The organism is Rhodoferax sp. GW821-FHT10B06 (assembly GCF_059415605.1).
Window position 1 is genome coordinate 116,120 of record NZ_JBWKNO010000002.1, and the last position, 17,193, is coordinate 133,312.

Genomic DNA, 17,193 nt, shown 5'->3' on the forward strand with positions numbered 1-17,193 from the left:
TGTCTCCTTGAAATTCCTAAAAATGGCTACTGTGCTTCAGTACCCAAACAGGCGCAGATGCGAGTCTTCCAGGGATACCGTGGAACCGGCTTCGCCGGGCCACTGGTATCGCCCCCTGCAAGGGGGTGGGCGGAAACACGCAGTGTGGAGCCTGGGGGTGTGCCATATCACGCCAACACTTTTCCTTGAGCGTCCAGGCGCTTGCGGGCAAACGGCGGCAGGCCTTGCAGCAGGCGCTGGCCGTACGAGGTGTCGGACAGGCGCCGGTCGTAGCAATAGACGAAGGACTTGTCCGTCTCGGTGCGGATTGCGCGGCCTGCCCACTGGGCCAACTTGATGGCCGTGGCCGGCACCACCAGCTCAGAAAACGGGTCGCGGCCCACGCCGCGCAGCCATTCGGCCCGGGCTTCGCCCACTGGGTCGTCGGGCGGGGCGAAGGGCAGCTTGGCGATGAACACGGTTTCGCACAGCTGCCCCGGTAAGTCCAGGCCTTCGCCAAAGCTTTGCATGCCAAAGATGATGGACACCAGGCCGGCCTGCACGCGTTCACGGTGCTGCTGCATCAGGCGCATGCGCGGCAGGTCACCCTGCACCAGCACCAGGCTGCGCAGTGCCTCGGGCAAGGCCAGCACGGCCTGGCGCATCTGGTCGCGCGAGGTGAACAGGCACAGCGCGCCATGCTGCACATCGGCCAGGTCGCGCACCAGGGCCAGCACCATCTCGGAGGTGAATGCGCTGGCATTGCGCGGGTCGGCCAGGGTCTGCACGGTGACAAACTGGCCTTGGCTGGCGTAGTCAAAGGGGCTGGCTACCTCCAGCGTGGTGGTGGCGTCGTCTTCTTTCAAACCGGTTTCACGCAGGAAGAAATCAAACTCGCCGCAGCTGGTCAGCGTGGCCGATGTCACCACCGCCGCCCGCACACCGGCCCACAACTGGCCGCGCAGGGCCGAGCCGGGCAAGATGGGGCTGGCATAGGCCTTGATCTGCACCCGGCCGTCGTTGTTCGCCAGGGTGAACCATTTGGCCACCGGGGCGCGAGTCGGGCCCGATGGGTTGGCTGGAACCTCCTGCAACAGCAGCTGTGCCGTGGCGTGCACCGACTCCAGCCGAGGCGACAGCGTGCCCAACTGGGCGTACAGCACCGACAGGCGACGCGCCTCGTTGGGGTTGTCCTTCATCTCGGCGCGCAAGGCCTTGGCGATGGCATTCAGCACGTCCAGAAAGCTCTCGGCCAGCACGCTGACCATGCCCAGCGGCTCAACCAACATCAGCGGCAGCTCGCCCTTGGGTAGGCGCACGCGCGGCGGGCCGTAGGCGCCGGCCGGCTCGTTCAGCACCGGGGCATACAGCTCGGCCACGCTGCGGGCGATCTCCTCCAGCGTCTGCTTGAGCTGGGATGCATAGCGGCCGACCTCGGACACCTCGGACACGGCCATCAGCGAGCCTATGCGCTTGGAGCGGCTGGCCAGGGTGTCTATCCAGCCCAGCCGGCTCAGGTCCATGGAGCACGAGAATTTGTCCAGCGCCACGGCGGGCAGGTGGTGGCCCTCGTCGAGCACCAGCAGGCAGTTGTCCAGCTCGGGCAAGGTGCGCGTGCCCAGGGTGGACAGCAGCAGGTCGTGGTTGGCCACGATCACCTGGGCGCCGACCAGCTCCTTGCGTTTTTCAAAATACGTGCAGCCGTTGAACACCGGGCAGTGCTTGCCGGTGCAGCTGCTGGCTTCGGCGGCGATGGGTTGCCAGATGTCGGCATCGGGCTGCTGGGCCAGGTTGTCGCGGTCACCATCCCAGGTGGCGCTGGCCAGATCGCGTGCCAGGCCGGCGTACTGCAGCATGCGGGCTTCTTCATCGTGGCGCACCAGGGGGGCACCGGCGGCGGCCAACTCGTCGGCGAAAAAATCATCTTCGTCCAGCGCACCGCCCTCGCCGGCCAGGCGCGCCAGCTTGAGCTTGCACACATAACGGCCCCGCCCCTTGGCCAGGCCAAAGCGAAAAGGCTCGGGCATCAGGGCCGCCAGTGCAGGCAGATCCTTGCTGACCAACTGCTCCTGCAGGGCCACGGTGGCGGTGGAGATCAGCACCCGGGTCTTGCGGGACAGCGCCAGGGCAATGGCCGGCACGCAGTAAGCCAGGGATTTGCCCACGCCGGTACCGGCCTGTATCACCGCTATGGAGCGCTGGGGGACGGCGTCATCATCCTCCAGCTTGCCCAGCGTAGCCTCGGCAAAGGTCTGGGCCACGCGCTCGGCCATCAGCCGCTGGCCGGGCCGGCTGCGAAAGCCGCCCGCTGCGCCCACCACCTGGTCAAAAGCGTCAAGAGCGGACTGGGCGAGGTTTTCGGGCGACATGGGTGGACAAATGCAGGGCTGTATGGGCTTACAGTTTAACGGAGCGACTGCATCGGCCCAGGTTTATATGAAAAAATGGCTCTAGCGCAGGATTTACCTACGCTAGCAGCTATCAAAATTGAAGCAATGAAAAATCAGGCCTGGGCCAGCTGCAGAGCCAGGCGGTTGTGCCGCTCCACCAGCGGCCCCAGGTCCACGGTGGTGAGCTGGCCCTGGCGCACCACGACGCGGCCATTAACCACGGTGTAGGCGGCCTGCGGGCTGGCGCACAGCAGCAGGCTGCCCAGCGGGTCGTGCACTGCACCGCCGGCAAAGCCCAGGGTGCGCAGGTCGAACAGGGCCAGGTCGGCGCACATGCCGGGCGCCAGATGGCCGATGTCTTGCCTGCCCAGCACCTGGGCGCCGCCCCGCGTGGCCATGGCCAGCGCGTCGCGGGCCGTCATTTCGGCTGGCCCGCTATCACAACCGAAAGCTTCCAGCGACTTGCCCACGCGGGCCAGCAGCAAGGCCTGGCGCGCTTCGGCCACCATGTGGGCGCCGTCGTTGCTGGCGCTGCCATCCACGCCCAGGCCGACGGGCACGCCGGCGTCCAGCATCTTGCGGATGGGCGCAATGCCGCTGGCCAGGCGCATATTGCTGCAGGGGCAATGGGCCACGCCGGTGCGGGTGGCGGCGTACAGGCTGATGCCCTCGGCATCCAGCTTCACGCAGTGGGCGTGCCACACGTCGTCGCCCAGCCAACCCAGCTCTTGCGCGTACTGGGCGGGCGTGCAGTTGAATTTTTCGCGGCTGTAGGCGATGTCGTGGTCGTTCTCGGCCAGGTGGGTGTGCATGCGCACACCCAGGCTGCGCGCGAGACGGGCCGACTCACGCATCAGGTCACGGCTGACGCTGAACGGCGAGCACGGAGCCACCGCCACCTGCAGCATGGAGCCATGGCTGGCGTCATGGTACTGCTGCACCAGACGCTGTGTGTCCTTCAGGATCGCGTCTTCATTCTCGACCACGCTGTCGGGCGGCAGACCGCCCTGGGACGCGCCCACGCTCATGCTGCCCCGGGTGGCAGTGAAGCGCATGCCGATTTCGCGGGCCGCGTGGATGCTGTCGTCCAGGCGCACGCCGTTGGGGTAGATGTAGAGATGGTCGCTGCTGGTGGTGCAGCCGCTGAGCAGCAACTCGGCCATGGCGATCTGGGTGGACACATGGACCATCTCGGGCGTCAGCCCGGCCCAGAGGGGGTACAGCCCGCGCAGCCAGCCAAACAGCTCGGCATTCTGCACCTGGGGGATGGCCCGGGTCAGGCTCTGGTACATGTGGTGGTGGGTGTTGACCAGGCCGGGCAGCACCAGGTGGCCGGTGGCGTCTATCACCTCATCGGCACTGTCGGCCAGGCCGGGCGGCATGTCGGCCATGGGCCCTAGTGATTCAATATGACCGCCGCGGATGAACACATAGGCATTGCGCCATTCCTGGCCCTGGGCGTCCATGGTGGCCAAGCATTCGGCATTGCGTATCAAAAGCGTGGACATAGGCGTGTGCATAGGCCGAAGAGGATAAATGAGCGCGCAGAAAAAAACCCGCCAGAGGCGGGTTTTTTCCAAAGTCTACCCAAGAATTACTTGGCAACCGACTTCTTAGCTGGTTTCTTGCTGTGCTTCTTCTTTGCCATGGTCTTCTTTCGGAGTGAAAAAATAAAAACGTCTGTCATTCAATTCACATTTACCTGCAGACACCTCTAGAACGCAGCGCTGTACGGGCGGTTGACAAGTCTTAGAAAAAAACCTGCGCCTCCCTAACGCCCTCTATTGGGTGCGAATTCTAAGGCTACGGCCCGTGGCTTTTGTGACGAAGCCCGTGTAAATGCCGGCCATGTACCATCGCCCTCCTCTATGCACGCCCTTCTGACGCCCCGATCCGCACTGCCGCCCTACCAAAACCGTGACTTTTTGCGCTTTCTGGTCTGCGCTCCGTTCTTCTGGATGCTGCTGTTCCTGATGGCCGAGGCCGCGCTGGCGGCCAGCACCACCTGGCTAATCATCGAAGCCGGTCGCGACGTGGTGGACAAGGTGTTTCTGGTGTCCGACTTCGTGTGGATCGTAGGCGTGCAATCTGCGTCCTATGTGCTGGGCGCCAGCAGCTGGATTTTTGCCGAGCGCGCCGGCTTTGGCGCCTTTGGCCGCTACATGCTGCGCTTCGCCCGCGACAACCGGGGTCAGGCCAGCCTGCTGGGCGACAAGGACCAGCGTGAAGAGGTGGAGCCGTTTCTAACCAACGAAGCCTTCCACATCTTCTTCGAGCTGGTCTATGAACTGGAAGCCGACCTGAAGCTGCTGTTCGGCCTGCTGTTCAATGCTGCCGTGCTGGGTGTGGCGATAGACGGCGGGCTACCCCTGGTCTACGCGGCGGTGTTTGCCACCTTGCTGCTAATGCAATGGCTGCTGCGCAAACCGGTGGCCGCGGCCTATCTGGCGCACCAGCGCAGCACCAACCGCATGACGGCGCACACCTACAGCGCCTGGGACAACATCTTCAGCGGCAACCGCTACAACTTTCGCCTGTGGCACGCGGGCTTCAAGACCCGGCTGCGCGATGCGCTGGCGGCGCAGATCCGCGCCATCCTGGCGCGCGAAGGTCTGGCCACCATCAACGGCATCGTCTCGCTGGCCGCGCTGTTCGCCTATCTGGCCTGGGTGGCGGGAGACAACGCCGGCAATACCAGCCTACTGGTGGCCCTGGCGGCCACCCTGCCACGGCAGATTGCCCTGTCCAGCGATATGCACGACCTGGCCTCGGGTTGGAACGACTTGGCCGCCGTGTGGACGCGCATAGGCGGCGCCTGCAACGCCATGCGCCCAGCGCCCGACGCGGCCTTCACGCAGCGCATTGCGTATGAAGAGTTGAAACTGCAATGGGCAGCGGGCGGCCCCACCCTGCCCTGTACCGCGCTGGACGGGGTGCTGCAGGCCGTGCATGCCCAACCCGCCGGGCGACTGATGGTGCGCGGCGGCAATGGCTCGGGCAAGTCCACTCTGCTGGCGGCCCTGAAGGTAGCGCTGGGCCAGCAGGCTTTTTACTGGCCTACGCACGACAAGCTGGCATTTGCATTTGCCCAGGGAAATGAAGCAGACGATGCCGAAGAAGATGGCGATGGTGAGGATGCCCCCAGCAACAGCGGCTTTTCATCCGGCGAACGCCAGCTGCGCGCACTCCAGGAGATCACCGACAAGACCAGCAGCCCGGTCTATCTGCTGGACGAGTGGGACGCCAACCTGGATGCCCGCAACCGCGCAGCCGCCGAAAACCTGGTGCAGACCCTGGCCGCGCGCGCCGTGGTGGTAGAGATTTCGCACCGCGCCTGATACGGCTGGCGCTACAGTTTAAATAGCTGCCTGCACAGGAACTACCTGCGCTAGCGGCATATTTCTTATAAACATCAGACTTCTACCGCAACAGGCGCATAGCCCAGCCACTGGCTGGCTTCGTCCGGCGTCAGCGGCTGGGCGAACAAAAAGCCCTGCAGCTCATGGCAGCCCGCGGCGCGCGCCACCACGGCCTGGGCCTCGGTTTCAATGCCTTCGGCCACCACGTTCAAGTCCAGCGCCACGGCCAGTTGGCAAACGGCGCGCACCACGGCCGTGGCATCGGGTGCCGGCAGGGGCTCGATCAGGCCACGGTCTATCTTGACCGACTGCACGGGCAGGCTGCGCAGCATATTCAGCGACGAGAAGCCGGTGCCGAAGTCGTCCAGGCCCACGCCAACACCCAAGGCACGCAAGCGCAAGATCTGCTCGCGCACCTCGGCCTGGTTGGACACCGCTGCACTCTCGGTCAGCTCCAGCAGCAAGGCCTTGGCCGGCAGGTCGTAGCGCTGCAGCAGGCCTTCCACCAGCGCCGGAAAGCCACCGCCCAGCATCTGCAGCGGCGAGACATTGATGGCCACCGGCACCACATCGTCAAAACGGGTACGCCAGTCCGCCACCTGTTCGCAGGCCTGCATCAGCAGCAACTGGCCCAGGTCGTCTATCAACCCAGTGCGCTCGGCCACGGCAATGAACTCCATGGGACTGACCCAGCCGCGCATGGGGCTGTCCCAGCGGGCCAGGGCCTCGAAGCTGGTCAGGCTGCCAGTGTGCGCGTCCACCTTGGGTTGGTAGAACAGCTTGAACTCGCGCCGCTCGATGGCCGTCCGCAAGGCCTGCTCCTGCTCCAGCACGTCGCTGGAGCCCTGCTCGAAGCGCGCCTCCGCCAGCGCCACCGAGGTGCCCGGCGTGCGCTTGGCCACATGCATGGCGGTATTGGCGGCACGCAGCATGGATTCGGCGTCCTGCGCGTGCTCCGGGAAGAGTGCGATACCCATGGACACGTCGATGAAGAAATCATGCTGCGACAGCAACAACGGGCGCTGCAGCAAAGCCTGCACCTGGCGCGCCAAGGCCTGTGGGCGATCCAGATCTTCGTCGCAGGACACCACGAAGGCGAACTCGTCTGCACCCAGACGCATCAGGCCGCAGCCTTCGCCCATCTCGTGCAACAGCATGGCCACCAGGGCCTGCAGCACCTCATCACCCACCGTCAGGCCATGGGCCTCGTTGAACAGCTTGAAGCGGTCTATGCCCAGCAGCACCAAGCCGAATGGCCCCCCTTGCGGCTGGTTGCCACAGCGCTCACGCAGCGCCTGCAGCAAGGCGCGCCGGTTCGGCAGGCCGGTCAGGTCGTCATACATGGCTTGCAGCTGCAGGGCCTGCGTGACCTCGCGGCGCCGGGTCTGGTCCGTCACCAGAAACTGGATGGCCTTCACATCGTCCCAGCGCGTGCGCCAGGCCGAAAAGCGCAGCCACACGGCCGAGCCGTCCTGGCGGTACCGCAGGCCTTCCCATTGCACATGGTCGGCACGACCGGAATTCAACTGGCGCAGATGGCCGTGCACCTGTTCCACCTCGTCCGCCGGAATGCCTTGCAGCAGCGATGCGGGGGCCACCTTGGCCAGGTCGGTAAAACCGTAGATGGCCATCAAGGCCGGGTTGGCAAACAGTACATGCGGGCCGGCACACACCATGATGCCCTGGTGCGAACGCTCCACCAGGCGCTGGAAGCGGTTGTGCAGACGGCGCGACTCCAGGATGGAGCGCTCCAGCGCCACATACATCAGCACCAGGCCCAGGGCCAAGCGCAGCACCGAGGCCAGATTTGTCTGCAGCACGGCCATGCCGTCCTGCGCCAGCAACGTCTGGCCCACACCGAGCACACCCAACAGCAGCATCAACGGGCCGACGGCTCGTTCGGTGCTGCCACTGCGGTGCAGGCCGCGGCTGACCATCAGGCCGGCCCACACCAGAAATACCGGAACCAGCCACGCCAGGGCTAGCTGCTGCTGGAATCCCAGCACCGCCAGGTCCGCCAATAGAAATAAGGAAAGGAATCTCTGCCACTCACGGCGGCTGAGCTTCCAGTCAACAAAGCGGGTACTGCCGCGCAGCATCAGCAGGATGCTGGCCGTCTGGCTGATGACCACCAGCGCCAGGCCGGCACCGGCCCAGGCGGGCTGGGCGCGTTGGCTAATGATGTAGCCCCAGGGGGCTAGGAACTGGGCCAGCTGCGCGGCCCCCATGTCACGCGCGAACAGCTGGTTACGACGACCCAGCCATACCCATAGCAGAGCCAGGCCCATCGTCAGGTTCACAACTGCATTCACCAGAAGCGAATAAAGAACAACGTCACTGGTGTAGGGCAGCATGAATCGTATACAAAATAACCTTGGAAAATAGATTGCCCGCTATCGTAACCGGATGTGCTCTATAAACCGCATCGATTTGCAATAACCTGAAATAGCGGAATCCGCAAAGCCACTTCAGCTTCTTTGTTACATTTCACGCTGGGAAGTCGTCAAAATGTGGGACAGAAATCCCCTGCAGACCCGCCCGCTACCACCGCCCTGCGCCCACCCCGGCCGGGGTGTACATTGCCCCTAACGCCATGCCGCAAGACCGCTCGCCTGAGGACCACCCACTGCCGCAAGTTGTGCGCGACCTGCGCGCCTACCAGGCAGAACTGGAAAGCCAGAACAAGGTGCTGCGCTTCAGCCAGGCTGCGGCCGAAGCCGCGTCCGAGCGTTTTGAAACCCTTTTCTCCGGCGTACCCCTGGCCCTGATGGTGGTGGACGACCACGACATGGTGGTGCAAAGCAATGCCATGGCGCAGCGCCTGTTCCAACCCACCGAGCGCGACCGGCCGCTGCACTTTTTGATGCCCTTCGTCAGCCCCGGCTGTACCGAGCAGGTACGCCAGGCCTTCCGCGAAGCGCGGGTGGACGGCCACTGTGAAGCCACCGAGGTGGTGTTCAACATCGGCCCCACGGGCACCATGTCGGGTGACCTGCACATTGCCCGCCTGGAAAGCGCCCAGGAATCCCTGGTGCATTACATCTGCGCGGTGGTGGACCAGGGCCCACTGCTGGCCGAGCGCCGCGCCCTGCAACTTAGCGCCACCGCCCTGCGCCAACGTAACGGACAGTTGCGCATGAGCGAAAGCCGGCTGGAGGCGGTGATCAACTCCGCGCTGGACGCCATCATCTGCATCGACAAAGACCAGCGCATCACCGTCTTCAACCCCACGGCGGCGGCCCTGTTCCAGTGCCCGTCCGAGCAGGCGCTAGGCAGCGCGCTGGCGCGCTTCTTCCCGGACGCCGAGCACGCCCTGGCCCTGAACCAGATCTCCACCCAAGCCTTTCTGGGCGAAATGCAGGCCCTGACGGCCAGCGGCCGCACCCTGTCGGTCGAGGTCAGCGTGTCGTTCGAGCGCCACCCGACCGGCGAAACCACCACCGTCTTCGCCCGCGACCTGACCAGCCGCAAGCGCGCCGAAGCCCAGCGCGGCGTACTCGAAGCCCAGCTGCGCGAATCGCAAAAAATGCAGGCCGTGGGCACCATGGCCGGTGGCATTGCGCATGATTTCAACAACATCCTCAGTGCCATTCTCGGCAATGTGGAGCTGGCCAAGGAAGACGCCGGCCCGAATTCGCCGGCCCAGGTCAGCCTGCACGAGATCGAAAAAGCCGGCCGCCGCGCGCGTGACCTGGTGCGCCAGATCCTTACCTTCAGCCGCAACGAGGCGCCCCGGCGCAGCCCCGTGTCGCTGGCCGAGGTGGTGGTGGAAACCGAACGCCTGCTGCGCGTGACCCTGCCGCCCGCGGTAGAGCTGCACATGCACATCAACCCCGACACGCCGGTGGTGCTGGCCGACCCGGTGCAGGTGCAGCAGGCCGTGCTGAACCTGTGTACCAATGCCATCCAGGCCTCGGTGGAGCCACGTGGCGTGGTCAGCATTGAGCTGTCCGGCGTGGTACCCGATGCGCGGCTGTGCACCCGCCTCGGCCTGGCGCCCGGCCCGCACGCCATGCTGGCCGTGCTGGACAGCGGCAAAGGCATGGACGACGTGACCCTGCGGCGTATTTTTGAACCTTTCTTCACCACCAAAGAGGTGGGCCAGGGCACGGGCCTGGGCCTGGCCGTGGTGCACGGGGTGATGCGCAGCCATGCGGGCGCTGTCGATGTGCAAAGCGCGCCCGGCCTGGGCAGCCGCTTCACCCTGTACTTCCCGGCCTCGGAAACTGTCACCGCTCCGCCGCCGGCCGCCCCGGCCACACCCGCCGCGCCCAGCGCCGGCGTGCAGGGCAAGCACGTGATGTATGTGGACGACGACCACGCCCTGGTGTTCCTGGTGGAGCGCCTGCTGCGCCGGCGCGGCCTGCGCGTGAATGGCTTCTCCGACCCCAACAAGGCCGCGGCAGAGCTGCGCGCCAATGCCGCCGAATACGACCTGCTGGTCACCGACTTCAACATGCCCGGCTACTGCGGCGTGGACCTGGTGCGCGAAGCCCAGCGCATACGACCGGACCTGCCGGTGGCGCTGGCATCCGGCTACATCACCGCCGAAATCGAGCAAAGCGCCATCGCCGAGGGCGTAAAGGCACTGATCCACAAGCCGAACGACGTGGAAGAGCTGTGTGCTACCGTGCAGCGCCTGATTCTGGACAACGCCTCTTCATGACTGCCGACTTCACCCCCACTCCGCCCCAAAGCCAGGCCCGCAACCCGCTGCACGGCGTCACGCTGGAATCCATACTCACCCAGCTGGTGGCCGCCTACGGTTGGGAGGAACTGGGCCGGCAGGTCAATATCCGCTGCTTCACCAGCGACCCCAGCGTCAACTCCAGCCTGAAGTTCCTGCGCAAGACGCCCTGGGCGCGCGAAAAGGTCGAAAGCCTGTTCCTCTTCATGCAGCGTGAACAACGCCGTGGACGGCTCTAACCTCCCTGGCCCCGGCCTGGACACGGTCTACGCCGACCCGCATCTCCTGGTATTCAACAAACCCAGCGGCCTGCTGTCCGTGCCCGGCCGCGGCGAGGACAAGCAGGACTGCCTGAGCACCCGCGCGCAGCAGCTGTACCCGGATGCGCTCATAGTTCACCGGCTGGACATGTCCACCTCCGGCCTGCTGCTGATGGCGCGCGGGCCGGAGATGCAACGCCTATTGAACGCCGCCTTCGCCGGCCGCAAGGTGGACAAACGCTATACCGCCGTGGTGGCTGGTCAGCTGCCCGCGCCGGCCAATGCCGACGGCTGGGGCCAGATCGACCTGGCTATCCGCGTGGACTGGCCGAACCGGCCGCTGCGCATGATTGACCCCGCAGAAGGCAAACCCAGCTGCACGCGCTGGCAGCCCCTATCCACCACAGAGCACAGCACACGGCTACTGCTGGAGCCCGTCACCGGCCGTTCGCACCAGCTGCGCGTGCACCTGGCGGCCATCGGCCACCCGATACTGGGCGACGCGCTATACGCCCCGCCCGCCGTACAAGCCCAGGCCCCGCGCCTGCTGTTGCATGCCTGCAGGTTGGCGCTGCAGCACCCAGCCACAGGCGAGGCACTGCTATTCGAGAGCACCGCGCCGTTCTAGCGGTCTCGCCCGTCGCAGTCGTACACCTGGCCTGGGCCAAGGCACGATCTACTACACTATTGATAGCTGGCAGCGCAGGTACTAGCTGCGCTGAAGCCGTATTTTTCATGCAAGTGGAGGCAGGCTCCCCTCCGGGAACGGATGGGTGTATAACCAAGCCCCTCCGGTCATGTACCCGGCTTTTGGCGCCGCGCGCATGCCAGCACACACCCGAATCCCCGCGCACAACAGCGCAGCAACAGCAAGGACAAATAAACATGGGCGCACAGTGGAAAGCAAAAGGCAAGGAACTGGCGGCAAATGCCCGCGGCCGCGCCTTCGGAAAACTGTCTAAAGACATCATGGTCGCCGCACGCAGCGGCGCCGACCCGGCAGCCAATGCCCGCCTGCGCCTGCTGGTGGAACAGGCCCGCAAGGTCTCCATGCCCAAGGACACGCTGGACCGCGCGATCAAGAAAGGCGCCGGCCTGACCGGTGAGGCCGTCAACTTCGAACACGTGATCTACGAAGGCTTCGCGCCGCACCGCGTGCCGCTGATGGTTGAATGCCTGACCGACAACGTGAACCGCACCGCGCCCGAAATGCGCGTGCTGTTCCGCAAAGGCCAACTGGGCACCTCCGGCTCCGTCGCCTGGGACTTCGACCACGTGGGCATGATCGAAGCCGAGCCCGCCAATAAGGACGCAGATGCCGAGCTGGCCGCCATCGAAGCCGGAGCGCAAGACTTCGAGCCCGGCGAGGACGAAGGCAACACCCTGTTTCTGACCGACCCGGCGGACCTGGACCTGGTGAGCCGCGCCCTACCCGCCCATGGCTTTACCGTGCTGTCTGCCAAGCTGGGCTACAAGGCCAAGAACCCGATCGACCCGGCCAGCCTGAGCGCAGAGCAGCTGGAAGAAGTCGAAGCCTTCCTGGCCGCCATCGACGCCAACGACGATGTGCAAAACATCTTTGCCGGCCTGGGCGGTTGATCCGATTCACAACAGGTTCACTACAGTATCCATAGCTGCTACCGCAGCAGCCACCTGCGCTGGAGCCCTATTTTATGCCTGAGACATCTGCCCAACATCTCACCATACTGACGGGCGCCTCGCGCGGCATGGGCCTGGCCATGGCGCAGCAGCTGGCACAGGCCGGCCACCATCTGGTGTGCATTGCACGCAAGGCCAACCCGGCCCTCGCCTCACATGCCGCGGTGGCGCAGTGGCAGCACGACCTGAGTGACGCCACACCCGTGGCAGCGCGCCTGGGGCAATGGCTGCAGCAGCACGACGGCACGCAGTGGGCATCGGTCACGCTGGTCAACAACGCCGGCACGCTAGCCCAGCTCACACCCCTGCAAGACGCAGAGTCGGCAGACCTGGCGCAAGCACTACGAGTGGGATTGGAAGCTCCGATGCTGCTGACCGCCGCGTTCTTGGGCGCAACGCGCGGCTGGCCAGGCAGGCGCCGGGTGCTGAACATCTCATCCGGACTGGGCCAGCGCGCCATGGCCTCGTCGGCAGCCTACTGCGCGGCCAAGGCCGGGCTGGACCATTTCACGCGCTGCGTGGTGCTGGAAGAGGCCCGCCTGCCGAATGGCGCCAAGCTGTGCTCGCTGGCACCGGGCGTGGTCGACACCGACATGCAGGCACAGTTGCGCGGCGCCGATGCCCGCAGTTTTGCCGACCAGGCGTCTTTTGAACGCCTGTACAGCCAGGGCCAGCTGACCTCGCCGCAGGAGGCGGCTGCCCGCGTGCTGGCTTATCTGGAGCGGCCCGACTTTGGCAGCCAGCCGGTGGCGGATGTGCGGGTGTAATTTGCGGCGCAGAAGCAGCAGGCACGCACAAGGGACTTACCCCGCGCGGGCCACCTCGCCCACCGGCAATAAATTGGACGCCTTCAGCTCCCGCAAAGACAGGTTGGAGCGGATACTGAGTACGCCGGGCAGCTTTCGCAATACCTTGTCGACAAAACGACTGTAGTCATCCAGATCTTTGGCGACCACTTGCAGCAAGAAATCTGCCTCTCCTGTCGTGTTGTGGCAGGCAATGACATTGGGGCAGGCCTGGATCAGGTCTTCAAACGCTGCAGTCACGTCTTCACCATGCTGCGTGCACACCAGCTGCACAAACGCCATCACGCCCAAACCAATTTTGCGCCGGTTCACATTGGCCTGGTAACCGGCGATCACGCCCATTTCCTCCAGGCGCCTGACCCGCCGCCAACACGGCGTCTCGCTCAAAGTGAGCTGCTCGGCAAGCTTTGCATTAGACAACCTGCCGTCCATTTGCAAAAACTCCAAAATTTTGGCATCGACCCTGTCAATTTCGCTCATTCTGAAAAAATCCTCCAGATTCAATAGATCTACAGAAATAGTCTCCTCATTATTTGTTATTTTTGAAATAAAAAAGGCAGGCAATTTCTCGGCCAATCTCTACACTTTGGCAGGCACCGAGCGCGGGGCGAAATGCGCATTACGCTTTTGACCTGCATGGCTATATCCCTCTCGATCCAGGAGCATTCGATGAAAGCAGTCGTTTTTGAAACCTTTTCCGCGCCACCTCTGCTCAAGCGGGTGCCCGATCCAACACCAGAAGACCACGGCGTGGTGGTCAAAGTCATGGCCACGGGGGTTTGCCGGAGCGATTGGCATGGTTGGGTGGGGCATGACACCGACATTGTGCTGCCCCATATCCCGGGGCACGAACTGGCCGGAGTGGTCGAAACAGTCGGTAAAGACGTCACCCGGTGGAAGGCCGGCGACCGCGTCACCGTACCGTTTGTCGGTGGGTGCGGCGCCTGTCCAGAATGCCACTCTGGGAATCACCAGGTGTGCGACAAGCAGTTTCAACCGGGCTTTACCCATTGGGGCTCGTTTGCCGAATACGTGTCCATCCACAAGGCCGACATCAATTTGGTGAAGTTGCCGGAGTCACTTGACTTCGCTACGGCTGCCAGTCTAGGCTGCCGGTTTGCCACCTCGTTTCGGGCCGTGGTTGACCTGGGTAAAGCGTCGGCTGGACAATGGGTTGCCGTCCACGGCTGCGGCGGTGTGGGGTTGTCTGCCATCATGATTGCCCACGCTGTGGGCGCCAACGTGGTCGCCATCGACATATCAGACGAAAAGCTGGCCTTCGCCCGAGCTATGGGGGCAGTCGCCACAGTCAATGCAATAAAAACCACCAATGTGGTGGAAGCCGTCAGGGAGATCACGCATGGTGGTGCCCACGTATCCTTGGACGCGCTTGGACACCCAACGACATGCTTCAACTCGATCAGCAATTTGCGCAAGCGAGGCAAGCACGTACAGGTAGGACTGATGCTGGCGGAAAACAGCACGCCCGCCATTCCCATGGACAAAGTGATTGCACATGAGCTGGAAATCTTGGGCAGCCACGGCATGCAGGCGCACCGCTACGGCGCGATGCTGGAGATGGTTCAGTCTGGAAAACTCGCCCCTGAAAAGCTGGTTGGCAAAAAGATCAGCTTACAACAGTCCATCGACGCACTGATGAACATGGACAAGTTCGAAGGCGTCGGGGTCACCGTGGTGACTGAGTTTTGACCCGTTAACTGATCGCGCCGCAGCAGCCCTTTGCTGCTACACGCGGCAGCCTATGTTCTGCCGGCCAGCCAGGCAAATGATCAATAGATCTCGGGCACCACGATCTCGTTCGGCACGGGTTGGCGGATGTAGTCGTCATGCCGCTCGCGCTCGGGCAACTGGATCGCCGGGTGTGGTACTTCCTGGTAGGGCATTTGCTGCAGCAGGTGGTGGATGCAGTTGAGCCGGGCCTTCTTCTTGTCCACGGCCTGCACCACCCACCAGGGTGCCTCGGGGATATGGGTGCGGTCCAGCATCACTTCCTTGGCCTTGGTGTATTCCTCCCAGCGGCGGCGCGACTCCAAGTCCATGGGGCTGAGCTTCCACTGCTTCAGCGGGTCGTGGATACGGCCCAGGAAACGCAGATGCTGCTCCTGGTCGGAAATCGAGAACCAGTACTTCACCAGTTGGATGCCGCTACGCACCAGCATGCGCTCGAACTCGGGTACGGTGCGGAAGAACTCTTCGTACTGGTCGTCGGTACAAAAGCCCATGACCCGCTCCACCCCCGCGCGGTTGTACCAGCTGCGGTCGAACAGCACGATCTCGCCGGCCGCCGGCAGGTGCGATACATAGCGCTGGAAGTACCACTGCGTGCGTTCGCGATCGTTCGGTGCAGGCAGCGCCGCCACGCGGCAGACGCGCGGGTTCAGGCGCTGGGTGATGCGCTTGATGACACCGCCCTTGCCCGCCGCGTCGCGGCCTTCGAACAGGATCACCACCTTGTGGCCGGTGGCCACCACCCAGTCCTGCAGCTTGACCAGCTCGGCCTGCAGACGGAACAGCTCGCGGAAATACTGGCGGCGCGCTTCCTTCTGGCTGGGGCTGTCCTCTTCGACCGACATGCCGTCCAGACCGACCAGCTGGCGGTCTTCGATCTCCATCTCCAGCTCTTCGTCATAGCTGTCGAGCAGGTCGCGGTGCACGCGTTGCATCATTTCATCGGTATAGGCGTTCAAGGCGTTCTCCATGGATCTAGGCTAGGTATAGCCCAAGACCTTAGCTTTGATCCATGTCAACTATGTGACAAAACCGTGTAAGCCTGGTGCCGGGCAACAGGCACCATACTCCGCTTTCCATTTCCAAAAAGGAGACTCCCATGCCCCGTGAAGTTGTTGTAGTCAGCGGTGTGCGCACCGCCATTGGTACCTTTGGCGGCAGCCTGAAAGACCAGGCGCCCAGCGCCTTGGGCGGCCAGGTGCTGCGTGAAGCGCTGCTGCGCGCCGGCGTGGACGGTGCCGATGTAGGCCACGTGGTGTTCGGCCATGTGGTCAACACCGAGCCCAAGGACATGTATTTGTCGCGCGTGGCGGCCATCCAGGGCGGCTGCAGTCAGGAAACGCCGGCCTTTAACGTGAACCGCCTGTGCGGCTCCGGCCTGCAGGCCATCGTGTCGGCGGCCCAGTCGATTTTACTCGGCGATACCGACATCGCCATCGGCGGCGGTGCCGAGAGCATGAGCCGCGCGCCCTACGCCTCGCTGAACACCCGCTGGGGCGCGCGCATGGGCGACACACAGATGGTGGACATGATGGTCGGTGCGCTGCACGACCCGTTCCAGAACATCCACATGGGCGTGACCGCCGAGAACATCGCCAAGAAATGGGGCATCAGCCGCGAGACGCAGGATGCGCTGGCGGTAGAAAGCCATAACCGCGCCGAACGCGCCACGCAGGCCGGCTACTTTAAAGAGCAGATCCTGCCCATCGTCCTGAAAACCAAGAAAGGCGATGTGGCATTTGCCGACGATGAACATTTCCGCCCCAACTGCACCCTGACCGACATGGCCAAGCTCAAGCCGGTCTTCATCAAAGAGAACGGCACCGTCACCGCAGGCAATGCCTCCGGTCTGAACGACGCGGCTGCCGCCGTGCTGCTGATGGAAAAGTCCCAGGCCGAAGCGCGTGGCCTGAAGCCGCTGGCTCGCCTGGTGGCCTATGCGCACGCCGGTGTCGACCCACAGTACATGGGCATAGGCCCGGTGCCGGCGAGCCAGAAGGCGTTGAAGCTGGCCGGGCTGACCGTGCAGGACCTGGACGTGATCGAAGCCAACGAAGCCTTTGCCGCCCAGGCCTGCGCCGTGACCCAGGACCTGGGGCTGGACCCGGCCAAGGTGAACCCCAACGGTTCAGGCATCTCGCTAGGCCACCCGATAGGCGCCACAGGGGCGGTGATCACCGTCAAGGCCTTGTACGAGCTGCAACGCATCCAGGGCCGTTATGCGCTGGTCACAATGTGCATCGGCGGCGGCCAGGGGATTGCGGCGATTTTCGAGCGCATGTAAACCCGGACGGCATGCAACAC

The 17,193-nt window shown here is 64.0% G+C and carries 13 protein-coding genes; 8 read left to right on the forward strand and 5 right to left on the reverse strand.

Annotation, left to right across the window (positions count from 1 at the left end; all coding sequences use genetic code 11):
- Nucleotides 1-167 precede the first annotated feature (167 nt).
- Nucleotides 168-2,348, reverse strand: a complete 2,181-nt coding sequence (dinG, locus tag AC07O2_RS03350) for an ATP-dependent DNA helicase DinG (RefSeq protein WP_495074333.1) — start codon at nt 2,346-2,348, stop codon at nt 168-170.
- A 134-nt stretch (nt 2,349-2,482) separates the two neighbouring features.
- Nucleotides 2,483-3,877: an 8-oxoguanine deaminase gene (locus AC07O2_RS03355; protein ID WP_495074334.1), complete on the reverse strand. Its 1,395-nt coding sequence runs from the start codon at nt 3,875-3,877 to the stop codon at nt 2,483-2,485.
- 360 nt (nt 3,878-4,237) lie between these two features.
- Between AC07O2_RS03355 and AC07O2_RS03360 the strand changes: the two genes are divergently transcribed.
- Nucleotides 4,238-5,707, forward strand: a complete 1,470-nt coding sequence (locus tag AC07O2_RS03360; protein WP_495074335.1) for a hypothetical protein — start codon at nt 4,238-4,240, stop codon at nt 5,705-5,707.
- Between the two features lie 74 nt (nt 5,708-5,781).
- Here AC07O2_RS03360 and AC07O2_RS03365 read toward each other — a convergent pair whose 3' ends face one another.
- Complete coding sequence (locus AC07O2_RS03365) at nt 5,782-8,028, reverse strand: putative bifunctional diguanylate cyclase/phosphodiesterase (protein ID WP_495074336.1); 2,247 nt, start codon at nt 8,026-8,028, stop codon at nt 5,782-5,784.
- A 293-nt stretch (nt 8,029-8,321) separates the two neighbouring features.
- On the opposite strand from AC07O2_RS03365, the gene AC07O2_RS03370 reads away from it, so the two are divergent.
- From AC07O2_RS03370 to AC07O2_RS03390, 5 genes are all read left to right on the forward strand, one after another.
- Nucleotides 8,322-10,394 carry a PAS domain-containing hybrid sensor histidine kinase/response regulator gene (locus AC07O2_RS03370; RefSeq protein ID WP_495074337.1) on the forward strand — a complete coding sequence of 691 codons (2,073 nt, stop codon included), beginning with the start codon at nt 8,322-8,324 and terminating at the stop codon, nt 10,392-10,394.
- Complete coding sequence (locus AC07O2_RS03375; RefSeq protein ID WP_495074338.1) at nt 10,391-10,654, forward strand: VF530 family protein; 264 nt, start codon at nt 10,391-10,393, stop codon at nt 10,652-10,654. The genes AC07O2_RS03370 and AC07O2_RS03375 overlap by 4 nt, the downstream gene beginning before the upstream one ends.
- Nucleotides 10,641-11,303, forward strand: coding sequence for an RluA family pseudouridine synthase (locus AC07O2_RS03380; RefSeq protein WP_495074339.1), 663 nt, complete (start codon nt 10,641-10,643; stop codon nt 11,301-11,303). The genes AC07O2_RS03375 and AC07O2_RS03380 overlap by 14 nt, the downstream gene beginning before the upstream one ends.
- 257 nt (nt 11,304-11,560) lie before the next feature.
- Nucleotides 11,561-12,274: a YebC/PmpR family DNA-binding transcriptional regulator gene (locus AC07O2_RS03385; protein WP_495074340.1), complete on the forward strand. Its 714-nt coding sequence runs from the start codon at nt 11,561-11,563 to the stop codon at nt 12,272-12,274.
- 74 nt (nt 12,275-12,348) lie between these two features.
- Nucleotides 12,349-13,101, forward strand: coding sequence for an SDR family NAD(P)-dependent oxidoreductase (locus AC07O2_RS03390; RefSeq protein WP_495074341.1), 753 nt, complete (start codon nt 12,349-12,351; stop codon nt 13,099-13,101).
- A gap of 36 nt (nt 13,102-13,137) precedes the next feature.
- Here AC07O2_RS03390 and AC07O2_RS03395 read toward each other — a convergent pair whose 3' ends face one another.
- Complete coding sequence (locus tag AC07O2_RS03395; RefSeq protein ID WP_495074712.1) at nt 13,138-13,620, reverse strand: Lrp/AsnC family transcriptional regulator; 483 nt, start codon at nt 13,618-13,620, stop codon at nt 13,138-13,140.
- A 189-nt stretch (nt 13,621-13,809) separates the two neighbouring features.
- On the opposite strand from AC07O2_RS03395, the gene AC07O2_RS03400 reads away from it, so the two are divergent.
- Nucleotides 13,810-14,850, forward strand: a complete 1,041-nt coding sequence (locus AC07O2_RS03400; RefSeq protein ID WP_495074342.1) for a zinc-dependent alcohol dehydrogenase family protein — start codon at nt 13,810-13,812, stop codon at nt 14,848-14,850.
- 80 nt (nt 14,851-14,930) lie between these two features.
- On the opposite strand, the gene ppk2 is transcribed toward AC07O2_RS03400, so the two are convergent.
- Nucleotides 14,931-15,860 carry a polyphosphate kinase 2 gene (gene ppk2, locus AC07O2_RS03405; RefSeq protein ID WP_495074343.1) on the reverse strand — a complete coding sequence of 310 codons (930 nt, stop codon included), beginning with the start codon at nt 15,858-15,860 and terminating at the stop codon, nt 14,931-14,933.
- Nucleotides 15,861-15,988: 128 nt separating this feature from the next.
- On the opposite strand from ppk2, the gene bktB reads away from it, so the two are divergent.
- Entirely contained in the window at nt 15,989-17,173 is a 1,185-nt protein-coding gene (gene bktB, locus AC07O2_RS03410; protein WP_495074344.1) for a beta-ketothiolase BktB, read from the forward strand.
- Nucleotides 17,174-17,193: the final 20 nt, after the last annotated feature.